This window comes from Hydrogenophaga sp. NFH-34 (genome assembly GCF_021401345.1).
Classification (GTDB): Bacteria; Pseudomonadota; Gammaproteobacteria; order Burkholderiales; family Burkholderiaceae_C; genus Hydrogenophaga; species Hydrogenophaga electricum.
In genome coordinates this window covers 356,567-372,666 of sequence record NZ_JACBGE010000001.1, presented here as the reverse complement: position 1 = coordinate 372,666, position 16,100 = coordinate 356,567, and the positions used below count along the sequence as shown (strand labels likewise).

The following is a 16,100-nucleotide window of genomic DNA, read 5'->3' as shown; positions in this document are numbered from 1 at the left end:
TTGCAAGCATGTTTTCCCCCTTTTTCAAGATATGGATGGCTGCGCTCAGACCGCGGCCATCTTCAGTTTGCGTTGCGGATCGAAGTCAATCCCCGTGATGTAGCGGCGCCCGGCGTGGGCCTTGATGTGCACGACCACGTCAATGGTCAGCATCAGCAGCCGCTTGATCTCGTTGAAGGCGAGCCCTGCCCCTTCGGGCGAGGCCTTGACCATCAACGCCATCTGGTCCCAGGTCTGGTCCGTGCTGCCGGCATGGCAGCTGGTGATCGATCCCGGGTGGCCCGATGCGCAGTTGCGGATGTAGTAAAACGATTCATCCCCACGGATTTCGGCCAGGATGATGCGGTCGGGCTTCATGCGCAGGCAGGCCTCCATGCAGCCCTTGGCCGTCACGTTGGCCGTGCCCTGGCCGCCGCGCGAATAGATCAGGTGCACCGAATTGGGCTGACTGATGAACAACTCGCGCGCATCCTCGATGGTGATCAGCCGTTCGTCTTCGGGAATGTGGGTCACCAGGGACTTCATGAACGTCGTCTTGCCGCTGCCCGTCGCCCCCGACACCACGATGTTCTTGCGGTAGTGCACCGCCTTGCTGAAGAAGGCGTGGTAGTCGTGCGCCTGCTTGAGCGCCAGCAGTTCGCGGTCGAGTTCACCAATGTCGTCGGCGTTGTCCAGGATTTCCGAGAAAAAGCCGTCCTGCTGGTACTCGTCCAGCGTCTTGGTATAGCGCGACGGCAACCGGATGGTGATGGACACCGTTTCGGCAGGCACGGCGGGCGGCAACACGAACTGCGCCCGCTGCCCGGTCGGGAAGGTGAGCGAGACCACCGGGTCCACCGTGGTGATGCGCTGCCCGGTCCGACTCTCGTTGACCACGGTAGTGCAGAACTGCCGGGCACGGTCAAAGGTCAGCCCCGGCACGGGCAGCATCTGCCAGCCACGGGTGGTTTCCAGAAACACCTGCCCCGGGCGGTTGATGCAGATTTCCGTGACCGTCGGATCGTTCAGAAACGGCGTGATGCCCAGCACCTCGTACTGGTACTCGAGAAACTCGGTGGAAATGTTCGCGATCGGTTCGTCCAGTGTCACTTCCTGCCCTTCTTCAAACACGTGCCGGCGCCAACGGCGCCCCAGCTTGTTCGGGCGCCACGCCTGGCGCATAGCCCTCGGTGCGCCCCTGCACCCGCACCGCTTCGGCCAGATGAGCCCCCTCGCTCTGGCGCCACGCCACTTCGATCGGCATTTCACTCAGGTGCAAGCCGTGGTTGTGGAGAACCCCCACATGCTGCTGATCGCGGCTGAGCATGAAGCGATCCGGCGCCCCCAGGATGGCGTGTCGCGTGTAGTGGTTCAGCGTGGCCGCACACACCTGCTGCGTTTGCTCGGTGCTGAAGCCCGCTGAACGCAGCACCTCGCCAAGATCCTGCCGCACGTGGTTCAAACGGGCCGCCAGCTCAGGCGCCAGCGCAGGAGCGTGCTCGGCGCTGGCCGGCACCGCTGGCATTGGCGTTGGTGGCACAACCTCGCCAGCATCGCGCGCAGCGGACGGGGCCGGCGCGGGGAACAAGGAACCCCGCCCGTCTTGCCAAGCGCGGTCTTCTGCCGTCGGCGCCGGTGGGTAGACCGCTGCCTCACCCTGGGTGACCAGGCCCTTGATCGTCTGGGTGTGGCGGCTCTCGGCCAGCGCGGGCAGCTCGTCGGCCTTGACCGGCGGCAGCGCCTCCGGATCACCCGCCGGTTCGCCATTCAAATAGTTTTGGCGGGTGACGGTGAAGTTGGCGTGGTCGTATTTTTTGCCAGCGAATCCGCGGTCCTGTGCGCCATGGTAGAAAGTCTCGGACTCTTTTTGACCCGCATTGAAAACCGCACGGACCAGATCGTTTTTGTCCGAGTCGTACCAGACCGTCACCCACTTGCCATCCACATAACCTTCCGCCGTGAAGACATCCAGATTCTGTGGATCACGCTGCGGCACCATGATGCGGCGGCTGTAGTCCAGTTCGGCCTGCGGGTCGCTGGTCTCTCCCTGTTGCGACACTTTCTGGGCCGCGATGTTGCCCGGCTGGATGTGGGGGTTGAACAGCATGGCCACCTGTACATTGACCCCGCTGGTGGCGAGCGCCTCCATCCCGGTGCTGGTGTAGGTGGCCCCGGCATGCACCAGACTCGGTACGCTCCAGGTGGCCCGGCCATGGGGCGCCACCGGCATCGCCGGGAAATCCGGATCGATGCCAGCCAGGTCACGGTTCCATTCGCCCACCACGTCCACGTGTTTTGCATAGGACACGTCGGCCTTTGCAACGAAGGCCAGAATGCCCGCTTTCCGGTACTGCGCCTCCAGCCAGTTCTGGGGTTGATAGGCCAGCATGTTGGCCAGCATCTCCTTGTCGGCCTGCCAGTGCGCCTGGGCCCGAGCCGCCTCGGTCGCCGCATCGTTGCCGCTGTAGGTCTGCTCGATGTAGGTGTAGTTGATGTCGTGCGTGCGCGTGACGTCATCCAGAAACCCGGTGGGCCGCACCTCCCAAGCCTGAGCGTCGGGCACCTGACCCGAACCCCAGACCCTGCCCCCGGTGTAGCCAGGGCCGGCGAACATACCAAAACGCGGCACCCAGCCGCCAGGGCCTGGGGCGGTTGGTCGCGCACCGCTGTATTCATCGCTCATCAAGGCACCTCCCTCAAGGTGTGTTCAGCATTTCCACGTTGGGCCATGACAGGGCCTGCACCGCGCCGGTTTCGAGGTTGACCAGCGGCAGCACCGGCACGTCGTTCTTCATGCCGTTGGCCGTTTTGAGATCACGCTCCTGCAACCACGGGTTCCATTTGGGCGAATGATTGCCATTGGTCAATGCACGCACACCTAGCACCCCTGCCACCCAGCGCCCCCCGCGATCCATGGTGGCGTCGGCAACCTGATATCGCTGCGGCTGGACAAGCACAACACGAATGGCCTGAGTCGTCGGATCCACCAGCCTCAGATTACCGGGGCCGGCCAGGATGCCCCGCTTGGGGTGTTCGGCGTATACCCGCCCCAAACCATCCATCACACGGTCTGTCCACCGATGGATCAGCGCTTGCTCCGCCCCCCGGTATTCGACATCGGGCGTGCCCCCATCGATCCAGAGTCGATCAGGCGAGCTGATCAGGTTGTCCACCATCCCGCTGAAGCGCAGCACCTTGCCGTCCAGCGAATAGCGCGGCGAGGTCCAGGCGTCGATGAAGCGCACCGTCTTCTGGCCGCTGTACAGGCTCTCGATGAGGTGCGTTTCCTCGTCGGTGGCAAAGCGGTAGGCAAACACCGATATGCTGCCGATGCTGCGGCCACTGGCCAGCCGGGCGCTGTAGTGGCTGCGCCAGTACAGCACGCGCTGGTCGTCGCCTGTGAAGCTGGGCCGGCTCATGCCCATCACCGGCCACAGCTTCGGCGGCCCGTAACCCGCCACCTTGCCCGGCTTGGCGTCCACACTCTTGGTGGCCAACTGCCCGTAACCCCGCTCACCTGCACAGTACGGTTGCGCGCACTGCGCCACGCCGAATGCCAGTGTTTTGCCGTCGTTCGAATAACTCGGGTAGAGGTAGCTTTTGCCTTCCTCCTGCCCCGGTATCAGGTGCCAGCTTTGCTCCGCCATGCGGTACTCCACCATCCGGCAGTAGTAATTGGCGTTGCGCCGGTTGCTGCACAGGTTGACCACCATGCGCTGGCCGTCCGGATGGAAGCGCGCCTGTACCGGCGTCCAGCAGATGCCCTCCGGTTGGTCGCTGGCGCAGCGGTCGGCCACCTCGGGAGCACGCCCAGGCGTTCCGGGTGGCCCGCCGTAGTTGCCGAAGCGCGGCGCACATGCCGGCAGCGCCAGGCTGGCCAGCATCAGCAGCATTCCTGGCGTCCTGCGTCCCGGACAGACAGCGGCCCGCCGAGTGCCCAGGTTCATTGCATCACCGACGAAAAATCCACATCCCGCGCCGCAAAGATGCTGATCACCGTGCCGTTGAGCACCGTCACCGTCGCTTTGCGGTTGGCCGAGCGGGCCAACATTTCGGTGGCCGCTTTTTTGGCCGTGTCAGCCGTGGCCGACTGCCAGGGGTCCACCCGTTCGGCCACATAACCCCCGCCGTAAATGGTGGTGCTGCGGCCGCGCAGTTCCTGATCGTTGGCGAACTTCTGTGCGCCTGCATCAACGGCATCTGCCAGCAGGCTGACCAGCATGGCGGCGCCGATGCGCTCGCCCCAGTGCCCGTCGTAGTGCCCAGGAACGCCGGTGCCGCCCAAGGCGTCCGTGCCCTGGCTGTCGATGCGCACGTCCAGGCCGGTGGTGGTCAGCACGCGCGTCCAGACGATGCCGATGCGGTCGTAGTTCTCGTCCGCATACTTGTATTCGCCCGTGACCTTGGAGCCTTTGTCGATCAGCAGCCGACGACCGTTGGCCGAGTAAATCGGCTCGGTCACGATGCACGAGGTCATGCCCGGTAGCGTGGAAACCACCTTGGTTTCCAGGGTGCAGCGGATGAAGGTACCGCGCGTCAGGACAAAGTCCGCATTGGCCAACGCCTGCACCGCGCCGCGTTTGACGGACGAATACTCATCTTCGAAGAACGGGTTGCGCGCCTTGTTCGGATCGGCCGCGGCAATCAGGTTGTTCTGGTTCGCCATGCGCCGCTCCAGCAGGTCATCACGCTCCGGCCCGGCGGCCGGCCTGGCCGCCGGGCCGGCCTGCGACGCCAGTTCAGGCAGCGGCGGCGGCGCCATCGCGGGCGCTGCGGCCGCCACGAGCATGGGTTTTTCAGGCACCGAAACGTCCTCGAAAGCCACCCGCTTGTTTTTCTCGTCGTCGGCCGAAAAGGCGTTGTTGGCCACCCACATGGTCATACCGATGACGGCCACCGCCACCACCGCCACATAGGCCAGCGCCATCTTGTTGAGCCCGCGAGACAGCCCCCCCGAGAGCTTGGGCATGTTGTCCGACACCTGCGGCTGAGCGCTGCCGCCGCCGGGAAACTTCATGTTCATCATTGATTCCTCCTGAGACCCACCACGTCCGCCCCGAGCCGGAGCACCAGATACGGATACACGCCGTGAACGATGATCACGTTCCTCTCGCTCTTGGTATTGACGAGAAACTCCTCACCCGTGCGCTCGTTGCGGCCGAACACCGCCGGAAAGCTCGCCAGCGGCGGCATGTGCAGATAGGTGAACTGTTGGTTGTCGTACACCCGCACCGGCACGATGGTGGACGCGCTTGACAGCGTGGCGTAGTCGTAATTGAGGTGGTAATCCGACTGCGAATTGAGCTGCGTGCTCGTGGGCGACAGCACCGCGTTGGCCCCGGCCATCGGGCTGCCCTTGTCCGGCCCGTCGGCGGGATAGACAAAGCGGATCTTGTAATACACGCCCGCGTTCTTGGCCTCTTCCAGCGTCTTCCACCGGGTGGCCGACACGCGCAGATCCAGCAGGTACGACCGCATGTTGGTGCGGATGTACATATTGGTGTCCACGTCGACATTCTTCGGCCGGATGTAGAACACGTTGTCGCGCCGCACCAGTTCCCAACCGTCGCTGAAGCCCGTGCCAAAGTCCTTGACCTGTTCCTGCGGGCTGATCTCGATCTGGGTCGCAATGCCCAACCCCGTGTTCACACGCACCACCTGGTCGGTGCGGTACGGCACCTCGCGCACTTCCTGCTGCGCCAGCGCCGATCCCTGCACGGCCACCCCCAGCACCAGCGCTGCGGCGGCCATCGGTTTCCAGTCGTTGTACTGTCGTGTCATGTTCTGATTTCCCCTTGCTTCAAATCCCCAACCGGTGGGCGTGGTGGTGTGGTGCTCACTGGTTGCCATCCGGTGTCGCCGGCGCGCCCGGCAGCACCGTCACGCCAGCGGGTGTGCCGGCATCGCCCTTGGCGGGTAACGAAGTCGATAACTCCGAGCCGGCACCGCGGTTGAGCTGACCTTCGTCTTCGCCAATGAGCGGAATGCCCTGCGTCATTTCCTCGCGTTTGAACGTGGGCGCGTTGAACTCGTCGTCCACCTTGTAGGCCCTCACCTGGAACCCGAGCGGATTGCGCAGGCGCAGGTTGTCGCTCATGCGCAGGTTGTTCTTGAACTGATAGCTCAGCGTGGCCACATGGCTGCTGAGGTATTCGCTCTTGCCCGAGGTCTTGTCGAAGCGCCACTTCTCGAAACGGACGGTCGCCCCCGAAGGCCGGATGCCCTTTTCTTCGTCGAGACCATGGAACACGATGCTGTTGACCTTGACCCGGATCGCCACATTGCGTCCCCAGCGCTTGTCAGGCGCCTGCGGGCCGCCATCGAACTGCCGGACGAACAAGCGCTTGACTTCGTCGTTCGACATCGAGGCCACGAACTCCCAGTCGTGTTCGTTGATCGTGTCCCAGTCGTACCCCTCACGCGCCTGAACGAACCGCGCTACGTGGCTGCGGTTGAGCGCCTCGCTCGAATAGATGCCCGAATAGGCCATGTCTTCGCGCAGATGCGTCAGCGTGCTGGTGCTGCGCCGCAGATCCACGGTGACCAGATAAGGCACCTTTTCCTTGAGCGGCAGCATGTAGACGATGGCCGCCACCAGGCACACCGTGATGAACACCGCGCAGAAGGCCACGATCCAGGCCCGGCGCTCGCTGCGCTTGACCATGGCAATGACACTGGACTCGAAGTCCATCGACTGGCGGATGACTTCCTGCGAGGCTTCTGAAATCTCGCGTTTGAACAAACCCATGTTTTCTTTCTGACCTGTCTGTTTTCGGCCACCGGCATGGCAGCCCTCAGGGCAGCCGCGTCACCAGCAAGTTCTTGTTGCCGAGCACCTGCACACGCAGCCGCTGTTCGGCGTAGGTGCGTCGCACCACGTTCAGCGCCTTCTGGATGTTGTTGTCCTTGACCGACGACAACGAACTGACCAGCGTGAGATCTGTGGGGTATTGCCAGTCCAGCTTGCCCCCGTGCTCTGTGGCCCAACGCTCCAGCATGCCGCGCAGCGTCGCATCGGTCGGCAGCATCTGGTAAGTCCACATCGCCTGCTCTTCCTTGAGTGGAATGCGCATGGGCTCCTCGGCCAGGGTATTGACTGGCTTCCAGTCGTCGCCAAATTCCGGCGGTTTGGGCGGTGGGGTCTGGCAGGCCTGCAAGGCCATCAGCACCACCGAAACCCCGACCCAGCGCCCCGGCCAAACCCTGCACTCATTCTTCCCTGTCATACGTGTATCCATCCTCATTGGTCATTCAGTCATTCGGCGGTTTCAAACATGGGCGTGCGCCGCGCCCGCCATCTCCTGCGCAGGCAGCACCGAACGGCCCGCCCCCTGCCATCGCTCCTGCTGCCTGGCCGCCTCGGCCAGGTGTGTGTCTGCGCCTTGCCGCAGCGCCTCATCAACGGGCATCTCGCTCAGGTGCAGCCCCTGGTTGTGCAGCACCCCCACATGACGCTGATCGCCACTGAGCATGAAGCGGTCCGGAGACCCCAGGCTGGCATGCCGGGCGCAATGGCTCAGCACCGCCGCGCACACCTGATCGACCTGCGTCTCGCCCAGGCCGGCTGCGAGCAACGGTTCGGTCAGCTCCCGTTTGGCCTGTGCCCACTGCACCTGCTGCTGTGCGCCCAGCCTGGTCAGCGAAGAGGGGCCTTCTGCAGAGGGTGCCACCGCGGCCACAGTCTCCTGCCACTCCCCCGCTTCGGGCACATGCAGCGTCAATTGGGTGCGGTGCACGGGCTGCCCCTGCGCATCCTGTTCGATGAAGGTCGCCCCCTGGCGGCGTCGCTCATTGAGCTCAACCCGCAGGCGCTTCCCGTCGGCGCCGTAGTGCTCGATTTCCACATCCCCGGTGCGCGGGTTGCTGCTCAGGAACTGCCGGCTGCCGTCTGCGCGCTCGATCAGGAAACGGTTCCACGGGTGGCCATCGTCCGCCGTCCCGATCTGCGCGGCCTTGGTCACCGCAGAACTGCTCAGCAGCGCAAAACGTCGGCGCGCCTCCACCGGCACCTGCGCAAAGTCGCGCCGTCCCTCGGGCACCACGTAGCGCCCATCGGGCCCAATGCCCAAGCCTTGTTGGGCATCGACGGCAGCGCCCAGCATGTGGTCCTTGCCCATCAGGGCGGCGGCGGGCAGCGTGCCCACCTTGCTCAACAGCAGCGCGCTCTTGAGGAGATCGGGCATGGCCGGGCCTGGCAGCATGGTCGGCGCCTGCCCGGTTTGCCGGCTCAGGTACTGGTTCTGCAGAACCCCTTCGTAATAGAACGTGGCGATGTCGTTGGGCGTGCGCACGTCGTGCACCTGCCGCCCGGACGCCTGGTACCGCGCCATGGCCGCATCGAAACCGCCCACGTCCTTGAAGTAGTCGCCCCGAATCGTTTCGCGGGCAATGGGCAGGCTGTTGTAGACGTAGGCGTCCACGTTGTTTTTCAACGCAAAGCTCTGCGCCATGCCGCCGCCAAGGCTGTGGCCGCTGGCAGCGAACTGAAAGCCCTGATACCGCTCATCGTTCTTCAGGGTTTCATACGCTGCCTGCGCCTTGGCCTGGATCTTGGCGAATTCGCTGCCCCCGGCGTTGGACAGGTCGGACACCCAGTTGCTCCAGGCGTCCGAGCCCTTGAAATCGAATGTGATCTGCTTCGTTCGCCGGTTGATCGAGACCTGGAACTGGTTTTCCAGCTTGCCCTCGGTGTTGTGCTGGGTGTTCCAGCCGTCGCGAATCAGCTTGCCCTGGGCGTCGAACTGGGCCACAGGCCAGTCGGCAGGCAAATGCTTGCCAGCAATGGCTTGTTCCCACGGCTCCGGATAAAGAATGACCTTCTCTGCTTTGACCCGATCCTCATAGGGGTACGCCCAGAACGCCAGCGCCAGCGCCACCCGCGCATCCAGTCGTGCCAGCGGATTGGACGGGCCAACACCCCTGCTCTCGTCGCTCATGATGATTCACCTACCCTGTTGATCACACGCTGATTCCAGCTTTTGTTCCGGCAATCGCCTAGAAACCCATCCCGCTGACACCCAAGACCATTTCCAAATCCTCATTCAAAAACATACGCTGAGGCATCCGGCTCGGACATTGCTCGTCCAGGTCTTCCCACAGCTTCTGGCGCTCGGCATCCTTGAGCAGCGTGCGTGTGCCATCCGCGTTGCGCCGGTAATAGCCATCCCTGAAATGCGGCCAAACCTTGTAGGCGATCGAGTAGTGGTCCACCTTCGGCCGGCCCGCATCGATCACCAGCCGCCTCGCATAACACTGCTCATTCAGCAAAGGCAGTAACTTCGCCAGGCCCGGCGCCCAACCTTGCAGATCTTCTCGAGGCGACAGGGCGAACCTCAACTCGCCCGGTTTTTCCTGCCCCATCGCCTCTTGCAGCGCCAGCAGAATCCGCGCATCCATCGACCCCTTGGCCGCCGCCTGTTCGAACAACTGGGTGATGGCCTTCGGGTCTTTCACGTCTTCGATCCACCCGTCGGAATTGCCCAGTGCGTAGTAGTAGTCGCCTTGCGGGTCGCCCTCGGCCTGCAGCTTGGCGATGTACTGCTGCAGCCTGTCCGTGCCCTTCGTGAGCGCACGGTCATTGCCCAGGTTCTCGATCTTGGTCGCCACGTACGCCGGTGCCATGCACGCGCTCAATGCGCCCAGAACCAGCACCGCCCACAGGCAACGCAGCCACACCAGGCGCGGGCTCAAGCCGGTCATGAAAACACCCGGCCACTTCACGGCATCCCCCATGGAGTCCATGGCCTCGGCGGTGTTGAAAATTCCAACGGACATGGGAGTCACTCCTTCTTGTGGGCTCATGGCATCGAAACCGATCTTCAGGCCTGGTCTGGCCGGTTGTTTCCCCGGCCCTGCTGCGGCACGGGCCGTTCCGTGGCTCCTACCGAGGCGGCTAAGCGCTGGCCTCCCTTGGCCATGTTCGCGTGGCGTGAGACTGCGTCGCCGCCCACGCCTGAAGCGGCGGGCCCTCTACCTGACGGACCATCGGCGCTTGCTCCGTTGGCGCCATGGCTGCCACTAACGTGCAGTTTTCCTCCGCGTCCCAGGGGGCTGTTAGCGTCTTTCAATGCGGCGTGGCTGGTGGACGCTTCATACACACCTGTCTCGCGATTGAAATTCAGCTCCTGCGCTTGAAGCAGTTCATGCTGCCGTGCCTGGACCCAACCCAGACCGCCCGGTGCATCCGGACGGTCCGCACCGGCCAACTGCGGCGCCAACCCCACACGGCCCCCCTCCGGCGGCGTTGATCCGTCCTGCTTGGTCCCGGCGTCGGTCACGTCGTCCACCGGGCCCATGCGGTTGCCCACATGCCGAAGCGTATGCTGCGACGACGAAGGCGCCTCATCCCCCACAGAAAACGCCCTCGAGCCCCGCGCTTCCAGCCCGGCCGGGCTCTGCTGGGCTGGCGACAAGGCACCGCCCGATGCGGCGGAAGCCCCTGCACCCCCGCCACCGCCCGAGGCGCCCGCCGACTGACCCAGGGCCGGCGCCCCCGTTCCGGCGCTCTTGCCGGCCCCCATTTGCTGGGCCAGCATGCCAGCCCCGCCCATCGACACCATGGCCCCCGTGGTGAACGCCGCCGCGCCGCCAAAGAACCCCATGATCACCGGCGGCACCGACACGATGATGGCTGTCATCAGCGTGCCCAGCGCCGCCAGCCGCAAGGAACTGGCATTGATGTCGAACGGACCGCCCGCGAAGGCATTGATCATGCCGCCCAACCCGTCACCACTGTTGGTATAGAACGCCGCCACCACCGTTGCACCGTACAGCGCCGTGGCCTGCAGCGCGAGCGATGCCACCAGCGTCAGCGTCGCCAGGGAGAACAGCGCCCCCAACAGAAACTTGGCCCACGACCAGAACAACTGGGCCGTCTGCTGAAAGATCAGGAAAAAGATGAACAGCGGCGCCAGCATGATGGCCAGCGTCACCGAAAGTTCAGTCAGCAGCAGCAACGTGCCCGTCAGCATCGCCGGGCCACTCTGCCCCAACAGCCCGACCGTCGACGTGATCAGGTTCGGGTCGCGCTGCGACTCGACGGAACGGATCCCATCGTTGATGGAACTGAGCATGGCCGTGATACCCAGGTTCACGTCGATCAGCGTCGTCACGCTGGACCCATCGGCCACCGCGTGCGAGATCAGGTTCTTGAAGTTCTCGACAGCCTCGATGACAAAAGGCGACTCCTTCGCCAGCAGCGACACCAGCGACAGCACCAGCACCAGCTTGCCCGTCTGGTACAGCGCGGGCAGCACCGCCTGCTTGCCCTGACCGGAAATGAAGTTGAACCCCTGGATCGCCACCCACAAGGTGACGATCACCATCGACAGCGCGCTCAGGGCCTTGGCCAGCTTCACCGCCACCAGTTCGCGGTACGGCCCCACCACGATCTCGTCGATCACGAACTCGCGCACGCCGCAATAAAACAAGGCGTCGTCGATCACGCCGCGCACCGACGGGCTTGCAATGGCCGCCAGCGCCGCGTCCAACAGCTTGGGCATCACCAGCCCGGCGGCTTCACACGCAGACGACATACGCCCCCCTTGATGGCCATTTTTGTTGATCTTTCATCCCCGCCTCACCACCACCATCAATTGAAAATCTTCGGTGACACGAAAGGCACCGCCTTGTTGCGCGGGCGGCCGGCCTTGGGGTCCAGCGCCCCTCGGTCGCTGGAGCGGCGCGCCTCGTTCATCTGCATCGCGTACGTCTGCTCGCGCTGCTTGTAGCCATCCATCAGGATCTGCAACTGCAGGGCGTCGGTTTGCAGCAGGGCCTGCTGCGCCTGAAGCTCGAATTGGTAACGCTGCAGTTGACCGGCTTTGGGTTCTTGTCCGTTGACTCCCAGGTTTCGAGATTCCTCAACCAGTTTCACGATCTGCTCGCGCCTGAATTTGAGCGTTTTGAGCATGCCCTGGCTCTGCTTCAAGGTCTGCAAGCGCAAGTTGCGCAGCCCGACACAGGCCTGGTAATGCGCCGGGTTGACCTGGTCATCCCCGCAGTCCTGCAGCGTGCCGACGTACTTCTTTTTGTCCTCGTCCGTCAGATCGCTCAACTCGTCGAATTTGGTATCCAGCCCTTTGAGCACGGTTTTGCTTTCGCCGTCGCCCAACGTCAGATCGGAGCCCTTATCACCACCTTCGCCCAATTGGCTTTTGTAGTGTTGATCCAGCTTTGTCAAATCGGTTTTGCCAATTTTCTCAATCTTATTAATATAGGTAAGCTGCTCATGAACTTTCTCGTCATAAACAGCCCACTGCGCCATCGCCTGCGAAGAAATCAATGCAAAAAATAGAAGCAGAACAACCTTCATCACAGCACCTTTTCAGCAATCTTCTGTAAAGCCATGCCGCTTCAATTTCTCCAATCCTTTAAAAAGTTCCTTGTCTTGAGTCAGATTACTCAACAACCCCACATACAACACATAATCACCATACTTCCACTTCAAAGTATTTCCTGCATCGTATAAGTTCGGTTTTACGCCAACAGCCTTGACAACATCCTCATAACTCATGCATCCGAGCACACGATCGTAAGCTGCCACCAAGTCAATTTCATCGTTAGAAGAGCCACCACCGCCGCCACCACCACAAGCACTCACAATCATTGCCACACCACCCAATACAGAACCCGCCACCATCTGCCGACGGGTCAGCTTCTCAACCGAATTGCCAAGGTATTTTTTCACGATCAATTCCTCTCTAAAAAAACAAATAAGCACAAAACCATATCAAACAATCAACCAACTCGCGCTCACCAAAACCAAAAACAACCCTGGCGGCTCGATCCTCGCAAGCACTCAAAAATTCTCACGCTCGCATTGCCAATCACAAAACCAATTTTCAAACTCTCGGCAAGGTTTTGAAAATAAGCATTAAACCTTCAAAAAAGAACCATCACCCAGCCAAGTTGGTCAGGCCAAAAGGCCCCACCGCCCATTCATCTGCGTCGCATACGCCTGCTCGCGCCGGAATTTCAGCGTCTTGAGCATGCCCTGGCTCTGCTTCAAGGTCTGCAAGCGCAGGTTGCGCAGCCCGACACAGGCCTGGTAATGCGCCGGGTTGACCTGGTCATCCCCGCAGTCCTGCAGCGTGCCGACGTACTTCTTTTTGTCCTCGTCCGTCAGATCGCTCAGTTCGTCGAACTTGGTGTCCAAGCCTTTGAGCACGGTTTTGCTGTCACCGTCGCCCAGCGTCAGGTCAGAGCCTTTATCACCACCTTCGCCCAGTTGGCTTTTGTAGTGTTGATCGAGCCTCTTTAAATCTTCTTTATCAATTCCCCCAATCATATTTATATAAGTGAGCTGCTCATGCACCTTGTCATCATAAACAGCCCACTGTGCAAAAACAATCTGAGGAAAAACAAAGAATAAAAGAAATACACCCTTCATCTAACCCCCTCAAGAGCAATAACCCGGAAAGGCATATCTTTTCAACCTCTGAATGCCACGCAGCAATTCCTTGTCATCTACAACCCACCGCCCTTCGCCGACCTCACCGATGTTCTGCGTCTGGACACGCAACCACAGGTCCCCATAATTCCATCTAAGCGTATTCTTGGAATCATAATAATTTGGCTTGGCACCTACAGCCTTCAGTATTTCGTCATAATCCATGCACGCCGTAATACGCTCATAAGCAGCCTCCAGATCAATATACTCTGAAGAATCGCCGTCATTACTACCGCCGCCACCCCCGCAGGCGCTAAAAAACATTGCCACGCCACCCAATACAGAACCCGCCACCACCTGCCGCCGGCTCAGCTTTTCCACCGAATTGCCAAGGTATTTTTTCACAATCAATTCCCCTTTGAAATTTAAATAAAAACAAACCCAAAATCACGCTCTGCGCATGGCGCCATGCGCCGACTTCTGCAATTCCATGATTGGCTCCCCATTGCCCTGGGCAAGGCCGTGCCGCTCCCAATCGGCTGCCTCGCGCCAATGCGCTTGCTCACTTTGGCCCAGTGCCTGGGCAATGCTGAATTCATGGGCCAGCCCGTAGGGCCGCAAAAACCCGATCGTGCTGCCGTCGCGGCTGAGCAGGAATTGGCTGTTTGCACCTTGGCCCAGATGCCGCATCTGTTCCTTCATGGCAGCGGCCGCCAGCGCATCGACCTGCTGTTCGTTCATGCCCAACTGCCGCAACTGCAGACCCAACTGCTCGCGGAACTTCTGTGCGCCGGATTCCTGCGCCGGGCTCAAGCGGCGTGGCTCGGCCCCAGGCATGGCCGCGTCGAGTTGGTGGCGCAGGTCGTTGCCTTGTCCAAGGGGTGCGCGGCGGTGCAGCAGTTCCCGGGTTTGGCCCTGTTCGTCGGTCTGCAGCAGGTGCATGTCGATGCGGTCGCGATCGCGGCCGGGGAAGTCACGCTCGACCATGACGGTGGTGGCTGTCTGGCCATTGGGCAAGGGGTAGGCCTTGCGCCAGACCGTGGCTTCGGCCCCCTGGAAACGGCGCCAACCGTCGTGCACATGCGTTTCGGGCCGGGCCACCGGGTCGAGCTGCCGTTGCGCATGCAGGCCTTGGCGCGGGTCGTGGGTGACGGGGTAGTCAGCCGCCTCGGCAGCGCCTTCCACCATGAGGCTGCCCGCCGGCCACATGGCGCGGGCGATGGTGCTGCGGCTGGCTTGCGCGATCTGATCGGTCTTGGGAATGTCGCGTTCGTGGTAGACGGCGGCCGTGCCGTCGTGGCGCTTCTCGGGCAGTACGTCACGGATGGGCACGCCACCGCGACGAAACCATTCGGTAGCGCCTTCGAGCACACGGGCAGAGATGCCCCGGTCATAACCGCCGCCGATGTTGCAGTGGTTGCCCATCACTTCGACAGTGGTTACCCCAGGGTGCGCACTGTGGTCGACCCCCTTGAACCATTCCCGGTATTCGTTCTGCGCACGCACGACGGTGATGTTCTTCGAGGCGGGAGAGAACGCCACGTTGCCGCCGTAGCCGGTGGTGACGGGATCAAGGATCAGGGCGCCCGCCAAGCCAAGCTGACCGGGGGGCACGAGTTGCTGCCCGGTTTTGGGATCGGTCAGCCCGTTTTCGTACAGCAACTGGCTGAACACCGCCGCCGTGCCGCCGCCACGGCTGAAACCCGTGGCCATGACTTGCAGGGAGGTGATGGGGTCGGCTTGGGGGTGTTCGCGCAGCCACTCAGCAGCTTGATCATTGAACTCGTTGTAAGCGCGAACCGCTGTACTGCGCATCTCCTCGGAGGGCAGCAGCACATCGCGATAGCCCTTCACGCCAGCATCCGTGCCTACGCCGGGATAGTAGGCCGACCGGAAGTTGTCGTTTCCCCGCATCTGCGGCGCCATCTGGTCGTGCAGATCAGCCACGTTGGTCTGGTGCGGATTGCCAGAGAGCTTGATGTTGCCCTTGTCGTTGTTCGTGCCGTCAAAGTGCGCCACGAAAACGAATTTCTCGCCACTGCGGGCATCCACCTGCGCCGCAGGCGTTTCGGCGATGCGCCGGGCCTGCGCGGACATCTGCTCGCGTTCAGCCGCGCTCAGGTGTTTGATGACCTCGGTCATGGCTTTGCCCTTTCCGCAGCTTCGCGTGCGGCTCGGGCATTTGGTCGGCCACCGCGCACCTTGGGTGGTGCGTTGTCCGGATACAGCGTCTTGACATCAAGATACGCATAGATATCCGGCCCGTTGGCCGGTTTACCCGGCGGGAGGTGATTGCGCTTGGTGTCCCAATCTCTGTCCGGGATCAGGTAGACGTACAACTGGTTGCTATCTACCAGAAAGTAAACCGTCTGCCCCTGCATTTCCTTGGCCGATGGCAGCCGGCTCTTGAGATCGACACGGTCTTCATAAACCTGGCCCGTGGCTTCGTCCCGCCACTTCACGTACAGGAAGTCGCCCAAGAGCATGGTGCCCGCGCCGTTGAAGCACTCGCCGCGCCGCGCCCGCCCAGACTCCACCTCTTGGCGCGTGTGCTTGCCCAGCATTTCACCGTACAGGCAATCGAGAAGTTCGACACCAGGGCTGTTCACGGCAAAGTTGTAATCAAGGCCGTGAAAGACCACCCGGTCTTCGCTGCAAGCGGGTTGTGTGCTCATGACGAGGCTCACCATCAAAAGAACCCAGAGGCGGTGCATGGCAGTGCTCATGGCGC

Annotated in this window: 16 protein-coding genes; all 16 read right to left on the bottom strand. The window is 62.1% G+C overall.

Annotated features, from left to right (window positions below; translation table 11 throughout):
- Positions 1 to 45: 45 nt before the first annotated feature.
- Positions 46 to 1,089, bottom strand: coding sequence for a P-type DNA transfer ATPase VirB11 (gene virB11, locus L0977_RS01785; RefSeq protein ID WP_234262916.1), 1,044 nt, complete (start codon positions 1,087 to 1,089; stop codon positions 46 to 48).
- Positions 1,090 to 1,102: 13 nt separating this feature from the next.
- The gene (locus tag L0977_RS01780; protein WP_234262914.1) at positions 1,103 to 2,593 is read right to left on the bottom strand and encodes a hypothetical protein; all 1,491 of its coding nucleotides are present in this window, start codon (positions 2,591 to 2,593) and stop codon (positions 1,103 to 1,105) included.
- 82 nt (positions 2,594 to 2,675) lie between these two features.
- Positions 2,676 to 3,872 (bottom strand): hypothetical protein, encoded by a 1,197-nt coding sequence (locus tag L0977_RS01775; protein ID WP_234262913.1) that lies wholly within the window; start codon positions 3,870 to 3,872, stop codon positions 2,676 to 2,678.
- Positions 3,873 to 3,922: 50 nt separating this feature from the next.
- Positions 3,923 to 5,002: a TrbI/VirB10 family protein gene (locus L0977_RS01770; protein ID WP_234262912.1), complete on the bottom strand. Its 1,080-nt coding sequence runs from the start codon at positions 5,000 to 5,002 to the stop codon at positions 3,923 to 3,925.
- Positions 5,002 to 5,760, bottom strand: coding sequence for a TrbG/VirB9 family P-type conjugative transfer protein (locus L0977_RS01765; protein ID WP_234262911.1), 759 nt, complete (start codon positions 5,758 to 5,760; stop codon positions 5,002 to 5,004). The genes L0977_RS01770 and L0977_RS01765 overlap by 1 nt, the downstream gene beginning before the upstream one ends.
- A gap of 55 nt (positions 5,761 to 5,815) precedes the next feature.
- On the bottom strand, positions 5,816 to 6,727 hold the full coding sequence (locus L0977_RS01760) for a virB8 family protein (RefSeq protein WP_234262910.1): 912 nt from the start codon (positions 6,725 to 6,727) through the stop codon (positions 5,816 to 5,818).
- 46 nt (positions 6,728 to 6,773) lie between these two features.
- Complete coding sequence (locus L0977_RS01755; RefSeq protein ID WP_234262909.1) at positions 6,774 to 7,205, bottom strand: hypothetical protein; 432 nt, start codon at positions 7,203 to 7,205, stop codon at positions 6,774 to 6,776.
- 42 nt (positions 7,206 to 7,247) lie between these two features.
- The gene (locus L0977_RS01750; RefSeq protein ID WP_234262908.1) at positions 7,248 to 8,915 is read right to left on the bottom strand and encodes a hypothetical protein; all 1,668 of its coding nucleotides are present in this window, start codon (positions 8,913 to 8,915) and stop codon (positions 7,248 to 7,250) included.
- 58 nt (positions 8,916 to 8,973) lie between these two features.
- Positions 8,974 to 9,753: a hypothetical protein gene (locus L0977_RS01745; RefSeq protein WP_234262906.1), complete on the bottom strand. Its 780-nt coding sequence runs from the start codon at positions 9,751 to 9,753 to the stop codon at positions 8,974 to 8,976.
- A 44-nt stretch (positions 9,754 to 9,797) separates the two neighbouring features.
- Positions 9,798 to 11,468 (bottom strand): type IV secretion system protein, encoded by a 1,671-nt coding sequence (locus L0977_RS01740; RefSeq protein WP_234262904.1) that lies wholly within the window; start codon positions 11,466 to 11,468, stop codon positions 9,798 to 9,800.
- A gap of 101 nt (positions 11,469 to 11,569) precedes the next feature.
- Positions 11,570 to 12,292, bottom strand: a complete 723-nt coding sequence (locus tag L0977_RS01735) for a hypothetical protein (RefSeq protein ID WP_234262903.1) — start codon at positions 12,290 to 12,292, stop codon at positions 11,570 to 11,572.
- A 12-nt stretch (positions 12,293 to 12,304) separates the two neighbouring features.
- Entirely contained in the window at positions 12,305 to 12,667 is a 363-nt protein-coding gene (locus tag L0977_RS01730) for a hypothetical protein (RefSeq protein WP_234262902.1), read from the bottom strand.
- A 225-nt stretch (positions 12,668 to 12,892) separates the two neighbouring features.
- On the bottom strand, positions 12,893 to 13,369 hold the full coding sequence (locus L0977_RS01725) for a hypothetical protein (protein WP_234262901.1): 477 nt from the start codon (positions 13,367 to 13,369) through the stop codon (positions 12,893 to 12,895).
- 9 nt (positions 13,370 to 13,378) lie between these two features.
- On the bottom strand, positions 13,379 to 13,774 hold the full coding sequence (locus tag L0977_RS01720) for a hypothetical protein (RefSeq protein ID WP_234262900.1): 396 nt from the start codon (positions 13,772 to 13,774) through the stop codon (positions 13,379 to 13,381).
- Positions 13,775 to 13,816: 42 nt separating this feature from the next.
- On the bottom strand, positions 13,817 to 15,511 hold the full coding sequence (locus L0977_RS01715) for a DUF2235 domain-containing protein (RefSeq protein ID WP_234262899.1): 1,695 nt from the start codon (positions 15,509 to 15,511) through the stop codon (positions 13,817 to 13,819).
- On the bottom strand, positions 15,508 to 16,095 hold the full coding sequence (locus L0977_RS01710) for a hypothetical protein (protein ID WP_234262898.1): 588 nt from the start codon (positions 16,093 to 16,095) through the stop codon (positions 15,508 to 15,510). Before L0977_RS01710 ends, L0977_RS01715 begins: the two co-directional genes overlap by 4 nt.
- Positions 16,096 to 16,100 lie beyond the last annotated feature (5 nt).